This window comes from Biomaibacter sp. TOL (assembly GCF_059717795.1).
In genome coordinates this window covers 3,528,578-3,549,499 of record NZ_AP046092.1, presented here as the reverse complement: position 1 = coordinate 3,549,499, position 20,922 = coordinate 3,528,578, and the positions used below count along the sequence as shown (strand labels likewise).

Below are 20,922 nucleotides of genomic sequence, written 5' to 3'. Positions count from 1 at the left end.
TCACCTTCTTTCTGCGATACAATTAAGGCAGTTGAGGAGAGGCTTCGTCCTCCGACTTACGAAACGGTAAGTTGTTGTCAAAAAAAATATCGTTTGTTTGCTCCATCGTAAGTCCCAACTTGGCAGATACTATCGTAATTTCTTCCGGTGTAAACTTTACTTCTCCCCGTTCCTTTTTTGAGTACGATACAAGGGATTTGCCTATAGCATCTGCCATATCCTGCTGGCTAAGCCTTTTCCTCATGCGTGCCAGCTTTAGCTCTAAAGCTTTCATGCTCTCACCTCCTGTGTTTCTTTATCATCATTCTAACTTACGTTGTGGTAAGTGTCAATATGTAAATTATAATTTTAGTAAGAAATGTTTACAAATCCGTAATGTTGCAATAATATGGTAAGAGGGGTGATATATTGATAAATTTCAGTGAAAAGTTGAGCCGGATTATGGAGGCTCGGGGTATAAACCAGAAGTGGCTTGCTGATGCAGCAAACACCACCGAAGCTACTATCTCTCGGTATGTAAATGGAGTTCATAAACCAAATATCGACATCGTGGTAAAAATAGCGAAGGCTCTTGACGTTTCTGTTGATTACCTCCTTGGTTTAGCTTCAGTCTCCGCTTACAAAGAAGAGCGTAATCCAGAACTGCGTCTTCTCACTTCATGCTATAATAAAGCGTCCGAAAGGGACCGCAAACTTATTTGGGGCATATTGGAAGATTACATGACTGCTGAGGAAAGGGGCTTCATTTCACACTTTCTGCCAGACGAGAAGAAAAGCAAAAACAGCGGAGCAGTATAATGCGAGAAGGTAATATCATACACGTTGATTTCGGTGTAAAGGGTGTGGACCATGATAATGCTAACAGGTAATGAACATTTTACATATGACGGTATGCCAATAGGCTTGCTTTTAAGTGATTTTTGGTCTTGGAGCTCATCTGATTTGCTGAATAATACTCTTCGTGGGGCACTTGCAGAGTTTATTGTTGGTTCAGCTCTCGGCGTTGATTTTTCAACTTGCAGGCGTGACTGGGAATCTTTTGACTTGTTATCTCCATCCGGCTACAGGATTGAGGTAAAATCGTCAGCATACCTTCAATCCTGGGAGCAAAGTAAGTTATCCAGGATTCAATTTAGTATACGTCCTTCACGTTCATGGACTTCTGACAGCGGGTATAGTGATACTATAGTTCGTCAATCCGATATTTACGTCTTCTGTCTCTTTGCGTGTAAAGAGAAATCTTCCTCAAATCCTCTTGACTTAACGCAATGGGAGTTTTATATTCTTCCTACAAAAGTGCTTGACGATGCTTGTGGTGAGCAGATTTCTATAACTTTGTCATCCCTCATTAAACTTAACCCGGTAAAAGCAAATTATGGGGAGTTGGCAAATAAAATCGAGGAGGTATGCAAAAATGGGAGCTAAAAACATGGTGGTATCCGGCGACTACAAGGGCAAAGCTGTTTCCCAGGTAAGAGGAACAGCATTCATAACGACCGGCCTTTTTAAGTCTATCAACATCGATAAAAACACAGTGGAATCGTATGAGGTTTTGGACGAGGAACATCAAAAGAGCGCAACAAGCGCAGTTGGCAGGGCTGCTGTTGGAGGACTTCTTCTTGGACCTGTCGGACTTCTTGCAGGATTGAGTGCTAAAACAAAAGGAGCGTATTACATAGCACTTCAATTCAAAGATGGAAAGAGAAGCTTGATTGAGGCAGACGATAAAGTCTACAAAGCAATCATGCAACAATTGTTTTGAGGGAACAAAAATCGCCCTGCCATAAGGTAGGGCTTTCTCTTTGCTTTCTTTAGTTGTCACATGGATTGTCCTATGGACTGTCCTATGGACGCTATATATTTATATAAATATATATTATATGGTAATGGTACTGGTGATGGTGATGGTTACATAGGATTGTCACACGGACTGTCCTATGGACTGTCCAGCGGACGAAAGCTGAAAGTGTTGATTTATCAATATGTTTCATAAAAGCATAAATTTTCATCTTTGCCATTTTTAACGTGTAATGATGAAAAATTCTGTGACAGTCTTCGGATTATTATATGGACGTTCACATGGACAGTCCAATGGATTGTCCTATGGACTGTCCATAGGACGCAGGAGGTTGAGCAATTGAAAAGAAAATTATCAGATACTTTAAATAAACAAAAAGCAGCGTTATATATTAGAGTTTCAACGCACTGGCAAATTGATAAGGATAGCCTTCCTCTTCAAAGGGAGGATTTAACCAACTATACAAAATATGCTCTGGGCATCGATTCTTACGAGATATTCGAGGACGCAGGTTATTCTGCAAAGAATACGGACCGACCAGCATATCAACAAATGATGGCAAGGATGCGTACCGGCGAATTTACGCACCTGGTTGTCTGGAAAATTGACCGCATAAGCCGTAATCTTCTTGACTTCGCAGCCATGTATGATGAAATCAAAAAACTTGGCGTTACATTCGTCAGTAAAAACGAACAATTCGATACCTCATCTGCTATGGGCGAGGCTATGCTCAAGATAATCCTGGTCTTTGCAGAGCTTGAACGAAACATGACATCAGAGCGTGTTTCTGCTGTTATGTTATCAAGGGCTGGAAATGGTCTTTGGAACGGAGGTAAGATACCATACGGATACGATTATAACGAGGAGACCGGCGTATTTTCAATTAACAAAAATGAAGCAGAGATTGTCAGATTCATGTATAACTACTATGAACAGGAACGTTCGTTGCTTAAGGTAGCAAAAAATCTAAACGAGAGAGGCATACCTACCAGGAAAGGAAACACATGGAGCCCAGTAACCGTATCTATTATACTGAAAAGCCCGTTCTACATAGGTACGATGAGATATAACTACCTTAGAGAGTCAAAGCGAAGCAATGTAAAACCTGAAAGCGAGTGGATACTAATTGAGGACCACCACCCAGCTATCATTGAAAAGGAGCAATGGATTCGAGTGAGCGAATATCTATCAGAAAACCAGCGGAACCGGAAAAATTCAAGCAAGACATATTCCAGGAAGAACATCCATATATTTGCCGGACTGCTTAAATGCGGATATTGTGGCAGCGGAATGCCCAGTACTGTTGACCGTGCGAGGTCCGACGGGTGGAGACCGTCTATATATTCATGCTCAAGAAAACGTCGGTTCAATGACTGCCCAAACAAATACATTTCCGATATTACCCTTGGCCCATTTGTATTGAACTATATTGCTAACATGATGAAGGCCCAGCGTAGCTTCGGCAAAACTACTTCCATTGAAGTGCTGGAGAAAAAGCTGCTGCGTGGTGATACCTTTTCAGATGTGGAACATATCGATAGGCCAGGCTTGGAGGAACTATACAATTCTCTCCGTGCAGGCAAAACTACAAGCGTGGACTATGTTACTCCCGCCGTATCTTCTGACATATATTCATCTGGCGAAGACAGAGAAAGGGACCTGCTTGTATCGGAAAAACGCAAAAAAGAACGTGCTCTTGCAAGACTAAAAAGCTTATACCTTTACGATGAAGAAGCAATATCGGAGAAGGACTACCTGGTGGAACAGAAGAAACTCAAAGACTCTATCAAAGAGATTGATAAACGTCTTGAGGAAATCGAAAAAAACAGCTCTCTGCACTTTACACTTTCCGATGAAGAATTTATGGCAAAGGCAAGCTACTTCATTATGTCACAGCAATTGACTGATAAAAGGCATATCGATTACGAGAAGTTCATACGCAAAATTGACCCTAAAATAGTCAAGGATTTCCTCAATTCTATCGTTCAAAACTTTTGTATAAAAAACGGCAAAATCGTATCAATTCGCTTCAAAAATGGTCTGGAACACAGATTTTTATACAAATCAGAAGAATAGCAGAAAGCCCCTATACCGCTTGGTATAAGGGCTTTCGGGCTTCTATATCCTCTGGAAAAAATCTGTTAAACTATGAGCATTGCGTCCCCGAAGCTGTAAAACTTGTATCTTTTTTTAACGGCTTCTTCGTAGGCTTTAAATACCTTATCTTTGCCCGCAAAGGCGCAAACCAGCATAATCAGGGTAGATTCCGGAAGATGAAAATTGGTTATGAGACCATCGATAACTTTGAACTTATACCCAGGGTAAATAAAAATTCCCGACCAGCCGCTTTGTGGTTTTACCCTTCCATCAATATCACCCACTGTTTCCAATGTTCTGGTAGATGTGGTACCTACAGCTATTATTCTGTTCCCATTTTCTTTGGTCTTGTTGATAATTTCAGCAGCTTCAGAACTAACCTCGTAGTATTCTTCATGCATCCTGTGGTCTTCTATCCTTCTGGCCTTTACCGGTCTGAAAGTTCCCAATCCTACATGAAGGGTTATAAATGCCGTATTGATTTGTTTTTGCCTTATTTTTTCAAGCAGTTCATTGGTAAAGTGAAGTCCTGCTGTCGGGGCTGCCGCCGAACCCGGTTCCCTAGCGTATACAGTCTGGTATCGTTCCCTGTCTTCCAATTTTTTCTTTATGTAAGGCGGCAGTGGCATCTGACCCAATTCATCCAGTAACTGTTCAAAAATACCTTCATAAAAAAACTCTACGATCCTACCTCCTTCATCAGTAATATCCATCACCCTTGCCTTGAGCCGGCCGTCCCCGAAAACAAATTCCGAACCTAATCTAGCCCTTCTTCCTGGCTTAACAAGAACCTCCCACAAATTTTTTCCTGCCTTTTTTAATAAAACAAACTCTATCTTTCCTCCCGTATCTTTCCTTATGCCTATCAGCCTTGCCGGAATAACTCGGGTATTATTTAAAACAAGACAGTCACCGGGATTAAGATAATCCAATATGTCTTCAAAAATCCTGTGTTCTATATGACCCGTATTCCTATCCAGCACCAAAAGACGCGACAGGGACCTGTCTTTTATTGGTTCCTGGGCAATAAGTTCCTGCGGTAAATAATAGTAAAATTCTTTTAAATCCATGATTGCACTTCTTTCTATTACTTGATCTCGACATTTTTGTAATAGTGTTGCAAAATCTGTTTATAATTATACCCCTGTTCTGCCATACCCCTGGCTCCCCACTGGCTCATACCTACGCCGTGGCCACATCCGCGGCCGTAAAAATCGTAATCATCCCCTGCTGAAGATATTTCTTTAATACCGCTTTCACCTGTCACAAAAGCATTCTGAGTCGACATACTGGAAAGTCCCGTTCTGGATATTACAACCCGGTTTTTAAGAGAAACTTTATGAATATCGTCGCCGTATGATATCGCAAAAACGTTTGCGCCTTCGCATTGAATATAAAATAATGTGCTCTTTAACTGTAGTATGCTTCTAATCTCCGAACCGGACAGAATTTTATTTCCCAATGTTCCCAAAATCATAATCTTTTTTACTCTTCCGGAAGATGTTTTTTCAATTATTGAAATATCTTCAATTTCACCCACGGAAGCATCTATTTTGTCGATTTTTTCACTGATGTCATTTGCGGAAAAACATGCTTCCCATGCGGCATAGGGCGAGTCGCTATCAAAGGAATCTTCCACTGATTTCAGATAAGGCAAATCAGATCCGAATACATCTTTACCGTCTTCCGTAATGCCTCCGCTGTCGGCATGATATAGAGCCATAATCGGCTTGCCATTATACGTAATATACTGGCCTTTTGTTTCTTCCACAGCCTTGTTAGACATTACATCTTCAACATCATAACCACCGTAAGCCTGGTCTATCGTGTTTGCGCTGACATCAAACCCATACTTTTCCCATTTTGAAAGATTATATATCACATAAGTCCTGGAAGCCACAGCCTGCGCTTTCAATGCTTCCAGAGGCCAATTTGAAGGCATCTCCAGGGGCACCACTCCGTAAAGGTAATCCTCTATTTCAAGTTCATTTACAACAGTAATTTTTTTATCCGGTGATGGCACAATTTCAATTAATCCCCGATACCTGTGCCCGTCGACAGAAATAACATCTTGTTCATTCCGGGGTGAAAAATAAACCGGACTTTCAATGTTGAGCGGAAGAATGATCGGAAATGTCGATGTAGTTATTGTTACGCAATTTCCTATATTATTTGAACCGCCTGCCTGATCCTTCATCCATATAGACCAATTTCCATTGTAAAAAATATAGCCGTTTTCGTTTTTGGCTGCCAGATTCTCAAGAATTTTCTCAGCTTCTTGCATACTCCCCAAATTTTCTTTTATCGGTACAAAATCCTCAGCATTTATCTTTGAGATTTTGATATTTTTATCGCCAATTTCAATAATTGGCTCATAGTTTTTTCCATGTTTAAAGCCTAAAATAAATCCGCCTTGACAATATAAGTCGTATGTTTCGAGTGCGGTTTCATTGTAAAATAAACCCACCCGTACAGGTGAATCAAAAACAAGAGCCTCATAACCGTAAACATAATTTGAACTTCTAATAAATAAAAATAAAAAAAGAATAAAAAGAACTTTTTTCAAGAAAATCATACCTCCTGGTTTCAATGCTGAATATTCACATGAGAGTCTCATCATCGGTCATATCGCTTTGACATTGGAATCAATTCATCTCTGCGGTTTAATCCTACCAAGACGTTCATAAGTCATGTCTGAAACCATTCTGCCTCTAGAAGTCCTGAAAATATAACCCTGTTGAATAAGGTAAGGTTCATATATGTCTTCTATTGTTGAAGTTTCTTCATTGAGCGCCGCCGCCAACGAATCAATCCCCACAGGGCCGCCGTTAAACTTGTCGATGATAGCAAGAAGTAGCCTTCGATCATTTTGATCAAGGCCGTATGAATCAATATCCAGAAGCCTCAAGCCTTCCTCTGCCACCTTCAATGTAATTACACCGTCAGCTTTTACCTGTGCATAATCCCTTATACGTTTCAAAAGTCTGTTAGCTATTCTTGGCGTGCCTCTCGAACATACGGCTATTTTTTCCGCAGCTTCGGTTTCTATATTTACATTCATAATTTTGGCTGACCTAATTAAAATATCCACAATATCTTCTTTGTTATAATATTCCAACCTAAGATTTACTCCAAACCTATCCCGCAAAGGGGAGGTAAGTTGCCCCGCTTTTGTGGTAGCTCCCACCAGAGTGAAAGGACTAAGGTTAAGTCTCATTGATCTGGCGCTGGGGCCTTTTCCTATCATGATATCCAGCGCAAAATCTTCCATGGCGGGATATAAAATTTCTTCTATGCTCGGATGAAGGCGATGTATCTCATCAATAAAAAGCAAATCTCTGTCGCCAAGATTAGTAAGAATCGCAGCCAGATCGCCCGGGCGTTCAATGGCAGGACCTGACGTAATTTTTATGTTTACACCCAATTCGCGAGCAATTATATAGGCCAGAGTGGTCTTCCCAAGACCTGGGGGACCATATAGAAGCACATGGTCAAGAGCTTCATGTCTCATCAATGCGGCTTTCACAAAAATCTGCAGATTCTCTTTTACCTGCCTCTGGCCAATATACTCGTCGAAAGTTAAAGGCCTCAAATCCCTTTCAAATTCCAATTCTTCACAGCTTTTTATGGCAGGAGATAAAAACCTGTCATTCACTTGTTATCATTCCCTTATCTTGAAAGTTTTTTGAGAGTTTTTCTCAAGATTTCTTCAACGCTTTCACCAGAAATATCACTCGCTGAATATTTATCCAGCGCCGTCTGAATTTCATTAGGTTTGAAACCCAGTGATTCCAATGCTCGCTTTACTTCGTAAAGAACGTTAAATTCAACATCCTTTTGTGAGTTTATCGGTAAGTCTTTAATTCGGTCTTTTAAATCGATAATGATTTTTTGGGCTGTTTTTTTGCCAACACCGGGAACAGAAGCAAGAACACTGGTATTGTCCGATAAAATTGCCGATTTCAATGTAGACACATCCAGCAAGGATAACATTGACATACCTACTTTCAAACCGATTCCCGGAACCCTAGTCAAAAGAAGAAAGGCTTCTCTTTCTATTTTATCGTAAAATCCTGCCAGGTCGATCGCATCCTCTTTTATGATTAAATGGGTATAAAGCTTTACTTGTGTGTGAAGATGTGACTTTATATTGTTATATGTATGAATAGAAATGTTCAACCTGAATCCCCATCCTCCCGTATCAATGACGGCACAATTGGGTTCGGCGGAAACAAGTATGCCTTTTACATAATCCAACATTTTTATTCCCTCTTACCTTTATTATTAATTACATTTTGCAATTTAAATGAATTGATATGGCATAAAGCTACCGCGAGAGCGTCTGCTGCATCATCTGGCCTGGGTATTTCTTTTAAACCCAAAATAATTCTTGTCATTTCCTGAATCTGCAGTTTTCCAGCTCTGCCATAGCCGACCACAGCCTGTTTTACCTGCAGTGGCGTATACTCGAAAACTTCGACATTCATCAGAGAAGCTGCCAGAAGTGCTGCTCCGCGTGCCTGTCCTACAGTTATTATGGTTTTGGCATTCTTATTAAAAAAAAGTTCTTCTATAGCTATAGCTTCAGGGTTAAATTTTTTTATTAATTCCATGTATCCGTTGAATATATATTCCAATCGTTTAGGTATAGAAATATTTGGCTCTGTCTTCAATACTCCATACTCAATTGCCGTTTTACTATCGTTTTTGTTGTTTTTTACCAGGCCGTAACCACTTACAGCTATGCCTGGGTCTATCCCCATAATCAACATAAAATCACCCTTTAATGTTATTCTACATTAAAGGGTGATTTCCTTTTTTTATCTTTATACAAATGACTAATTTGTTAAGCCTTCACGGATTTTCAAAAATTCTTCCCTGCTATTTATAATAATTCCCTTTTCAAGCATGGCGCGGTCTTCTTCCCGCAGGGTATCGGCCAATATTTCAGTTTTTTCCACAACTTCGGATCGCTCTCCGGGCAAACCTCTGAAAAGCGTCACATATCCGTCACTCAAGCCGATATAATAGTGATCACCGCAAATTCCGTCTACCTGCTTTTTTAATATGACTTCATCTGGCGTGAAACTTTCTATTTCCCAATCTTCTAACTCTTTTTCAAGCTGCTTTTTTGTAAAACCTGTGAATCTGTCTTCCGCAGTTTTCTCCTCCCTTGTCTCGTGGCCGCACCCAGAATAAAAAGTGACATAAATCATCTTCGCTCCAGGTTTTAATTTTATTTCCTGTATATTGCTCACATCGTGATTGTCAATATTTTCCGTCTGATTGATACCTGTATGATTTTCTCGCAACGAAATAAAAGTTTTTATATATCCTGTAATGAAACCTGCAGCCATTAAAATTATAAACAATATTAAAAAACTGAACAATTTTTTGGGCATACTTATTCCTCCTTACTAGCCCTTCGGAAAAGTAGTATGCCCTAATTATTGTAACAATATACAATATTTATCTAATTTTTATTCTTCGCTATCGGCAGGCTCATAGTTCGTATATACATTTTGTACATCATCATGATCTTCAAGGGCTTCCAGCAGCCGTTCCATACTTTCGCTTTCCTTTGCCGATAAAGTTAAAGTTGTTTTTGGTAAGAAAGTCACTTCGGCAGAAGAAATTTTGATATTGTTTTCTTCCAGCGCTTTTTTTACGGTCTCAAATTGTTCCGGGCTTGTAATTACTTCAATGGAATCATCCTGTTCTTCCACATCATCTGCTCCGGAATCAATAGCCACCATTATGATATTATCCACATCCGTATTCTCATTTTTTTCGATTATAAGCAAACCTTTCTTATCAAACATCCAGGCTACACAGCCTGTCTCTCCAAGGTTTCCACCGTGTTTATCAAATAAATGTCTCATTTCCGCAGCTGTCCTATTCCTATTGTCTGTCATTATATCAAGCAATATTGCCGCTCCTCCGGGGCCGTAACCTTCATACATGATTTCCTCATAATCTGCGCCGCCAAGTTCGCCGCTGCCCCGTTTTATAGCCCTCATAATATTTTCATTGGGCATGTTGGCTTCCTTGGCTTTTTCAATAATGTCCTTTAACCTGGAATTTGCGTTGGGGTCCGGTCCGCCTTCCCGCGTAGCTACAATAATCATTTTGCTGAATTTGGTGTAAATCTTCCCTTTTTGGGCATCTACTTTTGCTTTCTTATGTTTAATATTTGCCCATTTTGAGTGTCCTGACATTAGTTCTCTCCCCCAATCTTAATAATCCCCATCATAAAATCCACAATAATTGTAGCATAAAATGCGATTATTGAAAAGAAGTTTCACATGTACTCTTGATTTAACCATTTCATACTCGCAGAACCCGAAGTAATATTCATGATGAATTCTTTGAAATTAAGTGCGGAATTTACCGGAACACATACTTTAAGTAAAACATCCTGGGTAAAATTAATGTCGTTGATAATCAGGCCTTTTTGGTTTATTTCCCATTGAAGCTTGCCTAGCTGGTTGTAATCCACCTTCACTTCATATATATCATATTTTATCTTTTTAACTATTCCGGCCTCATTTAAACCCCCGGCAGCACTTTCACTGTATGCCCTTATCAATCCGCCGGCGCCCAGGAGAATTCCTCCGAAATAACGTGTAACTACCACCAGAACATTTTTCAATGCTTTTGATTTTATAACCTCAAGAACAGGTTTACCTGCGGTTCCTGAAGGTTCACCATCATCGCTGAACTTTTGAGTTTCATCATTTAAACCAATGGTAAATGCATAAACATTATGAGTGGCATCCCAGTATTTTTTGCGAAGAGAGTCTATATATTTTTCCGCTTCATCCTGGTTTTCAACAGGCAAGACATTAGATATGAATTTTGATTTTTTTATTATTGTGGTATACTGAGCCGGTCCCTTTATTGTAAAATACTCATCATTCATCATAACCTCCATTCCGCCGCTACCGCTGGCGGCACAAATAGTAATGAAAAGTTATTTTTCAAGCTAAGAACCTCTTTAGAAAGCAATATAAATTTATTACTTTAATATTAATTACACTGATGAAATATGTCAAGGTCATCCAGCAGAGTGTAATTTCCCCTCCGGGCTTGCAGAACAGATAATTCCTTTAAAAATATATTGTGGCATTAATCCCTTAAGCTACCAGGAACTAATGCCACATCTCTTTTTTATTCAGTTTTTTGTTTTTCCTATTCTATCGTGAAAATACATGGTTGCCAATAGTGGTAATATATGTCCTTGATCTCACCCATTGATCATTGGTTTTACTGGGGTTGAAAAATGTAGTAGCTCCTCCTGTAGGGTCATATCCAGCTATGGCATCCATAACAGCTCTTCTCGCAGTCTCATCGGGTGTCAGGTAAATTTGACCGTTTTCTACCGGGCTGTATTGATAGTAACCATCCACTATTTGAAAAATTATTCCCGGTATTGTCTTTGGATATTTGGGGTCTTTGAGCCTATTCAATACCGTTGCAGCCACCGCTACTTGACCTGTATACGGCTCGCCTCTGGCTTCAGCATAAACCAGCTTTGTCAGAAGTTCGATATCTCTTTGAGAAAACCTTCCCGTGGTTCCTCGGTATGAAGAATGAACGTTCAATGCTCTAAATGTCTGGGGCCCTGCAATCCCGTCAGCCCACAAACCTCTAGAACTCTGAAACCTTTTAACGGCGGCTTCTGTCTTAGGCCCGAAAATCCCATCAACAAAACCTGCCCAAAATCCTAGTGTATTTAGTTGTTGCTGTAGTTGGGCAACATCATCTCCTGTTGAGCCCATCATCAGCGTTCGATCTCCGAGGCTGGCAGCCATGGCAACTGGTGTAAGTGTTGATAACAACACAAAAATCAGCAAAACCTTTGCAACAGTTTTTCTCATGGTTTCCCCTCCTTTAGTTTCAGAGACCGAAGAAGAGTTACAAAGATTATACCACGGGCTTTTTGGATAAACAAAATGCGTATTCTGGCAAATGCACCTATATTTTGTTTACAATAAATATATTATGTTATTTTATTTTTCATCCGTATCCAAACATGACTTTACTCTTTATTTTATTATCATGGTTTGTATTTCATTTTAATCTAGTATTAACCTTTTTAACCATAAAAGAGGAACATCCAAGGAGAAACCTCTAGTTGTAAGGTAATGCAATATTTTTTTATAGCACATACTTTCCGGCGTTTGGGTCATAATCATGTAAAACGCTTTTAAAAATCTATCCTGCAGTCCTTTTTGAAATACATTCTTTTTATTTCCAAAATAAATACTTAAAAAAGCCGACAATCTAAATTCACCCAAAAAAGTTTCATAACATCTTTTTTCATATTCCCTGCCATCTTTATTTTGATTTATCACATCTGCTAGTATTTCCGCACTCCTCAAGGCATAATAAATACCTTCCCCGGAAAAAGCGTCCACAAAACCCGCTGCATCACCCAGCAAAAAAATACGCCTGTCAGATATTTTTCTAAAACGGCCTCCGGCAGGCAAAAATGCTGCTTTAAATTTCAAATTTGATAGGATTGTTTTATCTTTTATTTTCCATTCCAACAAATGTTTAAAAGCATCGATAATCCGCTTACTATCGATGGCGGTTCCTCCAACACCCACATTACAATAGCCTTTCCCTGGGAAGCACCATCCAAGGCCAGCCAGGATATCTGGGAAATAAAATTCTACAGCGTTATCTCTTCTTTGTATTATGTATTTATACGGTACCTGGACGGATAATGCAATACCCCGTTCCCACCAGGCCCATTGATTCCTAATATTTGATACTCTGGCGACTTTACTGTAATATCCATCAGCTCCTATTAGATAATTTGCGCAAAAATCACCTCTTGAGGTATAAATTTTATAAGTACCGGATTCCAATGTATAGTTTTCAAATCTGCAATTATCTATAAATACAGCACCGGCTTCAATTGCTCTGTTAATTAAAAATTGGTCAAAGTCTCTACGTTTTACAACGATCCCAAGAGGTATTTTGCTTTCCATGAATATTTCCTCACTTTCTCCCCGCAAGCATATACAATTTATACTATTAAAATTTATACCACCTGTTAAAAAATCATGTCCGAGTATATTCATGGACTTTTGAGAAATTAAACCGCCGCATACTTTTTCCCTGGGAAAACGACATCTGTCTATAATAAGTATTTTAAACCCTTTTTGGGCTAGATTCAATGCGCAAAAAGCTCCGGAAGGCCCAGCGCCTACGATAACAGCATCGTATGTCAAGCTCTCACCTTCAAAAATTTTTTCTCTGGCTTTACAGTTCATTGTATTTTCAATATATATTTTTGACAGTGTAAGCAGTCTTATTCAATTGAAAGCTAAGTCTCATTGAAGCAATAAAAAAGAGCCCCTAGGCTCTATACAAGAGTTATATAGCTTTTTCAATATTTTTAAGTTTATCATAAAGCAATTCGAAGTCGTTCTTTTCCATGTTTGATTTGTATACCTGGTTTAATTTATTTAACACTGTATTATACAGTAATTCTAAATCTCTGTCGCTCAATTTTTTAGGAGCGAATATTTGTTTTTCTGCTGCCAGATCGAAACTCTGCTGCCATTCCGGAACAATTACATCCAGATTTAAGCTTTTTTCAAGCAGTTCTTTAAGTTTTTCAATCCCTTCAATTTCACCATGAACCAAGAATACTTTTCGAGGAAGTTTTTTAAAGGAACCGACCCATTTTAACAAAGCCGGCTGGTCAGCATGGGCGGAAAATCCTTCAACATTATATATTTTTGCTTTTACAGCAATTTCCTCTCCATGTATCTTTACTGTCTTTTGACCGTCTATTATTTGTCGGCCTAGACTACCTTCAGCTTGAAAACCCACAAATAATACGGAAGATTCGGGTCTCCATAGGTTATGTTTTAAATGGTGTTTTATCCTTCCTGCTTCGCACATACCGCTTGCCGAAATGATTATTGTACGTCCTCTGACTTCGTTTAATCTCATAGACTCTTCCTGAGTTCTTGCCATTTTGAGCTTTTTTAATATTATTGGCGATTGCCCTAATGTTTCATATGCTTTTTTTGTTTCTTCATCATAATATTGAACGCTTGTTTTGAATATCTCACTGGCTGATATTGCCAGCGGGCTGTCAATATATATATCACAATCCGGCAACCTTCCTTCCTGTTCCAGAATCCCGAGATAATATAAAATATCCTGGGTCCTTTCAACTGCAAAGGCAGGGATAATTAGATTTCCTCCCCTCTCAAAAGTTTCTTTAATGACTTTTAACAAGATTTCTTTTTTATCTCCTATTTTTTCGTGAATTCTGTTTCCATAGGTTGATTCCATTATTAGATAATCCGCATCATCTATATTGGTTGGGTCATTTACAATAGGTTGATTATAATTCCCCAAATCTCCTGAAAATACAAGCTTAATTTTCTTTTCATCCTGCTTTATCCACATTTCAACAATAGCAGAACCCAGTATATGTCCAGCATCCCGCAATCTTATCGATACTGTGGGCGATAATTCCGTAACCAGTTCATAATCCAATCCTTTAAATTGTAGCATCACCTTACTTGCATCCAGGTGGTTATAAATTGGCTGCAAAATGTCTTTTCCGGCTCTTAAAAGCTTTCTATTTTTTCTTTCTATTTCCAGTTCTTGTATATGGCCACTGTCCGGTAACATTATCGAACATAAGTCCATTGTTGCCTTAGTAGTAATTATAGGCCCTTTAAATCCTTTTTTCATAAGCTTTGGCAGTAATCCACTGTGATCGATGTGTGCATGCGTTAGAACCACATAATCTATTTCAGCAGGATTAAATAAAAATTCTCCATAATTTCTTTCTTTTAATTCTTTTGGTCCTTGATACATTCCACAATCTATCAATAATTTTGTATCTTCAGTCTCTACTAGGTAACACGAACCTGTTACTGTTTTGCATGCACCGTAAAATGTCAATTTCATACCATTCTTCCTTTCATAAAAATAAAAATGGCTCCCCGAGTAGGATTCGAACCTACGACCCTCCGGTTAACAGCCGGATGCTCTACCGCTGAGCTATCGAGGAACACATTTGTATAAATAATTTATATTTTTTCCCGGCAGCGACCTACTCTCCCAGGGGATAACCCCAAGTACCATCGGCGCTGGAGGGCTTAACCTGTGTGTTCGGCATGGGAACCGGTGTTTCCCCTCCGCTATGGCCACCGGGCAAATATGATTTCTGATTTCAGATGTCGGATGTCAGATTAAGTTGGATTTGCCGAAGGCAAATCTTTCTATTTCTGACTTCTCACTTCTGGCCTCCGACTTCTGCTTTTTGTTGCACCTTCAAAATTGCACAGTGAAAGGTTTTTTTGGTCAAGCCCTCGACCTATTAGTATCAGTCGGCTCAAGGCCTCACAGCCCTTACACCTCTGACCTATCTACCGGATGGTCCTTCCGGTGTCTTACTCCCTTTTTGGGATGGGATACCTTATCTTAGGGGGGGCTTCGCACTTAGATGCTTTCAGCGCTTATCCCTGCCGGACTTGGCTACTCAGCTGTGCCGTTGGCACGACAACTGATACACCATCGGTCCGTCCACCCCGGTCCTCTCGTACTAGGGGCAGCTCCCTTCAAGTATCCTACGCCCACGACGGATAGGGACCGAACTGTCTCACGACGTTCTGAACCCAGCTCGCGTGCCGCTTTAATGGGCGAACAGCCCAACCCTTGGAACCTACTTCAGCTCCAGGATGCGACGAGCCGACATCGAGGTGCCAAACCTCCCCGTCGATGTGGACTCTTGGGGGAGATCAGCCTGTTATCCCCAGGGTAGCTTTTATCCGTTGAGCGACGGCCCTTCCATCCAGTGCCGCCGGATCACTAAGCCCGTCTTTCGACCCTGCTCGACCTGTCCGTCTCGCAGTCAGGCTACCTTATGCCTTTGCACTCAATGCGCGATTCCTAACCGCGCTGAGGTAACCTTTGGACGCCTCCGTTACTCTTTAGGAGGCGACCGCCCCAGTCAAACTGCCCACCTGACTATGTCCCCCTGCCGGCTTACGGCCTTGGGGTTAGAACCTCAGTACCGAAAGAGTGGTATCCCAACGTCGGCTCCCCTGACCCTGACGAGCCAGGTTCTCTGCCTCCCACCTATCCTGTACATTCGATGCCGAAATCCAATGTCAGGTTGCAGTAAAGCTCCATGGGGTCTTTCCGTCCAGTCGCGGGTAATGAGTATCTTCACTCATATTACAATTTCGCCGGGCCCCTCGTCAAGACAGCGCCCAAGTCGTTACGCCATTCGTGCGGGTCGGAACTTACCCGACAAGGAATTTCGCTACCTTAGGACCGTTATAGTTACGGCCGCCGTTCACTGGGGCTTCGGTTCAAAGCTTCGCTTGCGCTAACCTTTCCCCTTAACCTTCCAGCACCGGGCAGGCGTCAGCCCCTATACGTCGGATTCCTCCTTAGCAGAGACCTGTGTTTTTGCTAAACAGTCGCTTGGGCCTCTTTGCTGCGACCCCTAACTCAGAGGCCAGATGTCAGAAGTCAGAAGTCGGATTTGTTTCTACTTTACCAGCTATCTTTTTTCCACTACTCTTTTCTCATTTCTGACCTCTCACATCTGACCTCCGGTCAGGGGCACCCCTTCTCCCGAAGTTACGGGGTCAGTTTGCCGAGTTCCTTAACGAGGGTTCTCCCGTTCGCCTTAGGATTCTCTCCTCACCTACCTGTGTCGGTTTGCAGTACGGGCACCCTTGACCTCGCTAGAGGCTTTTCTTGGCAGTTTGGGTTCGGCTGCTTCGGTACTTTGTTTCCCTCCCCGTCACTCTTCAGCATCGCCGGACGGTTTTGCCTGCCCGGCTCGCCTTTGAGTTTGGACGCACTCTACCAACCGTGCGCTCAGCTTACCCTCCTGCGTCACCCCTTCACTCTATCGGTCTCGGGTGGCACTGGAATGTCCACCAGTTGTCCATCGCCTACGCATGCCATGCCTCGGCTTAGGCCCCGGCTTACCCTGAGCGGACGAACCTTCCTCAGGAATCCTTAGGCTTTCGGCGGGCAGGATTCTCACCTGCCTCTCGCTACTTATACCGACATTCTCTCTTCCTACCAGTCCACCTTACTTTTCAGTAAGACTTCTGCCCGGTAGGAACGCTCCCCTACCCCTTTCAGAGGTCAGATGTCGGAAGTCAGATGTCAGTGCTTATTTCCATTTTTCTATGGTTTTGTATATTTGTTTTCTCAGTGTGATATATTCTTCTGTGAGTTTTTTGTGTGTTTCTTGTTCGATATACCCTAAGTCTTTTCCCATGTCTAGTAATACTTCGATTTCGTTTGATGAGCCAAGTGCTATTTTTAAATATCTTTTGAAGTCTGCTTGTGACGTTTTTTTGCCGTATCCTTCTGCTATGTTGAGCGGTATGGATGTGGCTGCTCTTCTTGTTTGGCTCGCTAGTTCGTATCTTTCGTATTCTGGGTATTTTTGTGTTAGTTTGTGTACTATTAGGCTGAGTTCATATGATTTTTGGTATATCTTTAGGTCTTTGTAGGTGTTTATTTTTCTCACCTCTGACTTCTCACATCCGACCTCTGAAAAGCCGCAGCTTCGGTGTAAACCTTGAGCCCCGTTACATTTTCGGCGCAGTACCGCTCGACCAGTGAGCTATTACGCACTCTTTGAATGTATGGCTGCTTCTAAGCCAACATCCTGGTTGTCTTCGTAGTACAACATCCTTTCCCACTTAGGTTTACTTGGGGACCTTAGCTGACGGTCTGGGCTGTTTCCCTCTCGACTGTGAAGCTTATCCCCCACAGTCTGACTCAAAGCTATTTCTTACCGGCATTCGGAGTTTGATAGGGTTCGGTAACCTTTTCGGCCCCTAGCCCATTCAGTGCTCTACCTCCGGTAAGGTCCTGCTTCGGCTAGCCCTAAAGCTATTTCGGGGAGAACCAGCTATCTCCGTGTTCGATTGGCATTTCACCCCTACCCACAGCTCATCCCATGACTTTTCAACGTCAACACGGTTCGGGCCTCCACGGAAGGTTAGTCCCGCTTCACCCTGGCCATGGGTAGATCACACGGTTTCGGGTCTACTGCATCAAACTTTGCGCCCTGTTCAGACTCGCTTTCGCTTCGGCTCCGGAGTTTTGCTCCTTAACCTCGCTTGATACAGTAACTCGCCGGTCCGTTCTACAAAAAGTACGAGGTCGCTTTCGCTCCCTCCGCTTGTAGACACACGGTTTCAGGTTCTTTTTCACTCCCCTCCCGGGGTGCTTTTCACCTTTCCCTCACGGTACTTGTTCTCTATCGGTCGTAAGTGGGTATTTAGCCTTGGGAGATGGTCCTCCCTGCTTCCCACGGGATTGGCGTGGCCCGTGGTACTCTGGATGTGTCAGGCGGACCTTCCGGTTTCGCATACAGGGCTTTCACCTCCTGTGGCCCCGCTTTCCAGCGGCGTTCTGCTACCTTCGGCCTCGCCTCGCCTTACCGTCTTCAGGCTCGACACTCCTCAACCCCCTATATGCAACGGTGACGGCCTTGCACATATAGGGTTTGGGCTCTTCCCTTTTCGCTCGCCGCTACTTGGGGAATCGATGTTTCTTTCTTTTCCTCGGGGTACTTAGATGTTTCAGTTCCCCCGGTCTCGCTTCCCATGCCTATGGATTCAGCATGGGATACCTCAGGTTCGCCTGAGGTGGGTTCCCCCATTCGGAGATCCCCGGATCAGTGCTTGCTTGCAGCTCCCCGGGGCGTTTCGCCGCTCGCTGCGTCCTTCGTCGCCCTCTTACGCCTAGGCATCCTCCGTGTGCCCTTTCTCGCTTGACCTTCGCGAAATTGTTTCTTATTACCCTTTTCACTGTGCAGTTTTCAAGGTGCAATTAATGGTGGGCTTAGGTGGACTCGAACCACCGACCTCACGCTTATCAGGCGTGCGCTCTCACCTGCTGAGCTATAAGCCCATGTTCCATGGTGGAGATGAGGAGATTCGAACTCCTGACCCCCTGCGTGCAAAGCAGGTGCTCTCCCAACTGAGCTACACCCCCATTTAATTTTATAATTTTATAGTGGTCTCTCAAAACTAAACAGTGTTACGCCAGGTCAATTTCTCCTTAGAAAGGAGGTGATCCAGCCGCACCTTCCGATACGGCTACCTTGTTACGACTTCACCCCAATCGCTGACCCCACCTTAGACGGTTCTCCCGGCTTCGGGTGTTGCCAACTTTCGTGGTGTGACGGGCGGTGTGTACAAGGCCCGGGAACGTATTCACCGCGGCATGCTGATCCGCGATTACTAGCGATTCCGCCTTCATGCAGGCGAGTTGCAGCCTGCAATCTGAACTGGGACCTGTTTTCAGGGGTTCGCTCAGGATCGCTCCTTCGCTTCCCGTTGTTCAGGCCATTGTAGCACGTGTGTGGCCCAGGCCATAAAGGGCATGATGATTTGACGTCATCCCCACCTTCCTCCGCATTGTCTGCGGCAGTCTACTTAGAGTGCCCACCTTTCGTGCTGGCAACTAAGTATAGGGGTTGCGCTCGTTGCGGGACTTAACCCAACATCTCACGACACGAGCTGACGACAACCATGCACCACCTGTGCAGGCTCCCTCAGTTTCCCTCGGGTCGATCCCCTTTCGGTTCTCTACTACCTGCATGTCAAGGCCTGGTAAGGTTCTTCGCGTTGCTTCGAATTAAACCACATGCTCCACCGCTTGTGCGGGCCCCCGTCAATTCCTTTGAGTTTCAACCTTGCGGCCGTACTCCCCAGGTGGGTCACTTATTGCGTTAGCTCCGGCACGGAGTGCTTGACCACACCCCACACCTAGTGACCATCGTTTACGGCTGGGACTACCGGGGTATCTAATCCCGTTCGCTCCCCCAGCTTTCGCGCCTCAGCGTCAGTTACAGGCCAGGAAGCCGCCTTCGCCACTGGTGTTCCTCCCGGTATCTACGCATTTCACCGCTACTCCGGGAATTCCACTTCCCTCTCCTGCACTCAAGATATGCAGTTTTATCGGCAAGCCCGGGGTTGAGCCCCGGGTTTTTACCGATAACTTGCATACCCGCCTACACGCCCTTTACACCCAGTAATTCCGGACAACGCTCGCCCCCTACGTATTACCGCGGCTGCTGGCACGTAGTTAGCCGGGGCTTCCTCCTCGGGTACCGTCCTCTTCGTCCCCGATGACTGAGCTTTACAACCCGAAGGCCTTCTTCGCTCACGCGGCGTCGCTGCGTCAGGGTTTCCCCCATTGCGCAATATCCCCCACTGCTGCCTCCCGTAGGAGTCTGGGCCGTGTCGCAGTCCCAGTGTGGCCGGCCACCCTCTCAGGTCGGCTACCCATCGTCGCCTTGGTGGGCTGTTATCCCGCCAACTAGCTAATGGGCCGCAGGCCCATCCATCACCGCTTATTCGCTTTCTTCACTTGCCATGCGGTAAGTAAAGGTATCGGGTATTACCCGGGGTTTCCCCCGGCTATCCCCGTGTGATGGGTAGGTTGCCTACGTGTTACTCACCCGTCCGCCGCTATCCAGATGTCGGAAGTCGGAAGTCGGAAATCGGAAATCGGATTTCCTTGTCGGCTTCGGCAAAGCCAAAGCCTTCTATCCCGACTTCTGACCTCTGACTTCCGACATCTGAACCGCTCGACTTGCATGTGTTAGGCACGCCGCCAGCGTTCGTCCTGAGCCAGGATCAAACTCTCATGTTTGAAATTTTTATAAGCTCCTTTGAGCTTAATCATCTGATTTTTTATTCGAGACCTGTTCGATCTCTCACACTTTATGTGAAACTCTCAGGCGTAACACTGTTCAGTTTTCAAAGACCACTTTTCAAAAACAATAATCTTTAATTTGAGTGATTGGATTTATATTTTACTACATTTTTTAACTATTGTCAACAGTCTTCTATATTAAATTTCAGACCTGACAATTTTCGATTTTATCATATCATATTATTTATGTCAACATAATCATATTTTTTATTGAATTGACCAGCAGAAAATAATATATCACAGGATGTGTTATACTTCAATTATTGTCGAAAGCAATTATA

The 20,922-nt window shown here is 42.9% G+C and carries 16 protein-coding genes, 3 tRNA genes and 3 rRNA genes; 4 read left to right on the top strand and 18 right to left on the bottom strand.

The features are described from left to right. Positions 1-22: 22 nt before the first annotated feature. Entirely contained in the window at positions 23-274 is a 252-nt protein-coding gene (locus AC6I1H_RS17470; protein ID WP_149544193.1) for a helix-turn-helix transcriptional regulator, read from the bottom strand. 134 nt (positions 275-408) lie between these two features. On the opposite strand from AC6I1H_RS17470, the gene AC6I1H_RS17465 reads away from it, so the two are divergent. The 4 genes from AC6I1H_RS17465 (at position 409) to AC6I1H_RS17450 (ending at position 3,874) form a co-directional block, all read left to right on the top strand. Then, positions 409-798 (top strand): helix-turn-helix domain-containing protein, encoded by a 390-nt coding sequence (locus AC6I1H_RS17465; protein ID WP_497738778.1) that lies wholly within the window; start codon positions 409-411, stop codon positions 796-798. A gap of 51 nt (positions 799-849) precedes the next feature. Continuing rightward, positions 850-1,425, top strand: coding sequence for a hypothetical protein (locus tag AC6I1H_RS17460; protein WP_497738776.1), 576 nt, complete (start codon positions 850-852; stop codon positions 1,423-1,425). Then, positions 1,415-1,762, top strand: coding sequence for a hypothetical protein (locus tag AC6I1H_RS17455; RefSeq protein WP_149544196.1), 348 nt, complete (start codon positions 1,415-1,417; stop codon positions 1,760-1,762). The genes AC6I1H_RS17460 and AC6I1H_RS17455 overlap by 11 nt, the downstream gene beginning before the upstream one ends. Positions 1,763-2,137: 375 nt before the next feature. Next, entirely contained in the window at positions 2,138-3,874 is a 1,737-nt protein-coding gene (locus AC6I1H_RS17450) for a recombinase family protein (RefSeq protein WP_497738775.1), read from the top strand. A 65-nt stretch (positions 3,875-3,939) separates the two neighbouring features. On the opposite strand, the gene queA is transcribed toward AC6I1H_RS17450, so the two are convergent. The 17 genes from queA to AC6I1H_RS17365 all read right to left on the bottom strand — a co-directional run bounded on the left by queA (position 3,940) and on the right by AC6I1H_RS17365 (position 20,578). After that, a complete protein-coding gene (gene queA, locus AC6I1H_RS17445) occupies positions 3,940-4,965 on the bottom strand; it encodes a tRNA preQ1(34) S-adenosylmethionine ribosyltransferase-isomerase QueA (RefSeq protein ID WP_497738774.1) in 1,026 nt (341 codons plus the stop codon). Between the two features lie 17 nt (positions 4,966-4,982). After that, positions 4,983-6,461 (bottom strand): SpoIID/LytB domain-containing protein, encoded by a 1,479-nt coding sequence (locus AC6I1H_RS17440; RefSeq protein ID WP_497738773.1) that lies wholly within the window; start codon positions 6,459-6,461, stop codon positions 4,983-4,985. An 84-nt stretch (positions 6,462-6,545) separates the two neighbouring features. After that, entirely contained in the window at positions 6,546-7,550 is a 1,005-nt protein-coding gene (gene ruvB / locus AC6I1H_RS17435) for a Holliday junction branch migration DNA helicase RuvB (RefSeq protein WP_497738772.1), read from the bottom strand. 14 nt (positions 7,551-7,564) lie between these two features. After that, positions 7,565-8,155 carry a Holliday junction branch migration protein RuvA gene (gene ruvA / locus AC6I1H_RS17430; RefSeq protein ID WP_497738771.1) on the bottom strand — a complete coding sequence of 197 codons (591 nt, stop codon included), beginning with the start codon at positions 8,153-8,155 and terminating at the stop codon, positions 7,565-7,567. A 2-nt stretch (positions 8,156-8,157) separates the two neighbouring features. Continuing rightward, positions 8,158-8,667, bottom strand: coding sequence for a crossover junction endodeoxyribonuclease RuvC (gene ruvC, locus AC6I1H_RS17425; RefSeq protein ID WP_497738770.1), 510 nt, complete (start codon positions 8,665-8,667; stop codon positions 8,158-8,160). A 66-nt stretch (positions 8,668-8,733) separates the two neighbouring features. After that, positions 8,734-9,297 carry a BofC C-terminal domain-containing protein gene (locus AC6I1H_RS17420; RefSeq protein WP_497738769.1) on the bottom strand — a complete coding sequence of 188 codons (564 nt, stop codon included), beginning with the start codon at positions 9,295-9,297 and terminating at the stop codon, positions 8,734-8,736. Positions 9,298-9,375: 78 nt separating this feature from the next. Next, positions 9,376-10,113 (bottom strand): YebC/PmpR family DNA-binding transcriptional regulator, encoded by a 738-nt coding sequence (locus AC6I1H_RS17415; RefSeq protein ID WP_497738768.1) that lies wholly within the window; start codon positions 10,111-10,113, stop codon positions 9,376-9,378. Between the two features lie 83 nt (positions 10,114-10,196). Further along, complete coding sequence (locus AC6I1H_RS17410; protein ID WP_497738767.1) at positions 10,197-10,820, bottom strand: YigZ family protein; 624 nt, start codon at positions 10,818-10,820, stop codon at positions 10,197-10,199. A gap of 271 nt (positions 10,821-11,091) precedes the next feature. Further along, positions 11,092-11,775, bottom strand: coding sequence for a spore cortex-lytic enzyme (gene sleB, locus AC6I1H_RS17405; RefSeq protein ID WP_497738766.1), 684 nt, complete (start codon positions 11,773-11,775; stop codon positions 11,092-11,094). 198 nt (positions 11,776-11,973) lie between these two features. Continuing rightward, entirely contained in the window at positions 11,974-13,179 is a 1,206-nt protein-coding gene (locus tag AC6I1H_RS17400; RefSeq protein WP_497738765.1) for a geranylgeranyl reductase family protein, read from the bottom strand. Positions 13,180-13,282: 103 nt separating this feature from the next. Next, positions 13,283-14,842: an MBL fold metallo-hydrolase RNA specificity domain-containing protein gene (locus AC6I1H_RS17395; protein WP_497738764.1), complete on the bottom strand. Its 1,560-nt coding sequence runs from the start codon at positions 14,840-14,842 to the stop codon at positions 13,283-13,285. 28 nt (positions 14,843-14,870) lie between these two features. After that, positions 14,871-14,945: transfer RNA gene (locus tag AC6I1H_RS17390), tRNA-Asn, on the bottom strand. Positions 14,946-14,974: 29 nt separating this feature from the next. Next, positions 14,975-15,089: ribosomal RNA gene (gene rrf / locus AC6I1H_RS17385) — 5S ribosomal RNA — on the bottom strand. A gap of 145 nt (positions 15,090-15,234) precedes the next feature. Further along, positions 15,235-18,695, bottom strand: a 23S ribosomal RNA gene (locus AC6I1H_RS17380). A gap of 57 nt (positions 18,696-18,752) precedes the next feature. Further along, positions 18,753-18,829, bottom strand: a tRNA-Ile gene (locus AC6I1H_RS17375). An 8-nt stretch (positions 18,830-18,837) separates the two neighbouring features. Continuing rightward, positions 18,838-18,913 (bottom strand) — tRNA-Ala (locus AC6I1H_RS17370). Positions 18,914-18,983: 70 nt separating this feature from the next. Next, positions 18,984-20,578, bottom strand: a 16S ribosomal RNA gene (locus AC6I1H_RS17365). Together the 16S, 23S and 5S rRNA genes with 3 tRNA genes alongside form the textbook arrangement of a ribosomal RNA operon. Between the last annotated feature and the right edge of the window lie 344 nt (positions 20,579-20,922).

Bases quoted from the DNA above. Each gene is read 5' to 3' on its own strand.
- AC6I1H_RS17470 (WP_149544193.1), bottom strand. From the start codon at position 274: ATGAAAGCTTTAGAGCTAAAGCTGGCACGCATGAGGAAAAGGCTTAGC.
- AC6I1H_RS17460 (WP_497738776.1), top strand. From the start codon at position 850: ATGATAATGCTAACAGGTAATGAACATTTTACATATGACGGTATGCCA.
- AC6I1H_RS17455 (WP_149544196.1), top strand. From the start codon at position 1,415: ATGGGAGCTAAAAACATGGTGGTATCCGGCGACTACAAGGGCAAAGCT.
- queA (WP_497738774.1), bottom strand. From the start codon at position 4,965: ATGGATTTAAAAGAATTTTACTATTATTTACCGCAGGAACTTATTGCC.
- ruvA (WP_497738771.1), bottom strand. From the start codon at position 8,155: ATGTTGGATTATGTAAAAGGCATACTTGTTTCCGCCGAACCCAATTGT.
- ruvC (WP_497738770.1), bottom strand. From the start codon at position 8,667: ATGTTGATTATGGGGATAGACCCAGGCATAGCTGTAAGTGGTTACGGC.
- AC6I1H_RS17420 (WP_497738769.1), bottom strand. From the start codon at position 9,297: ATGCCCAAAAAATTGTTCAGTTTTTTAATATTGTTTATAATTTTAATG.
- AC6I1H_RS17415 (WP_497738768.1), bottom strand. From the start codon at position 10,113: ATGTCAGGACACTCAAAATGGGCAAATATTAAACATAAGAAAGCAAAA.
- AC6I1H_RS17410 (WP_497738767.1), bottom strand. From the start codon at position 10,820: ATGATGAATGATGAGTATTTTACAATAAAGGGACCGGCTCAGTATACC.
- sleB (WP_497738766.1), bottom strand. From the start codon at position 11,775: ATGAGAAAAACTGTTGCAAAGGTTTTGCTGATTTTTGTGTTGTTATCA.
- AC6I1H_RS17400 (WP_497738765.1), bottom strand. From the start codon at position 13,179: ATGAACTGTAAAGCCAGAGAAAAAATTTTTGAAGGTGAGAGCTTGACA.
- AC6I1H_RS17395 (WP_497738764.1), bottom strand. From the start codon at position 14,842: ATGAAATTGACATTTTACGGTGCATGCAAAACAGTAACAGGTTCGTGT.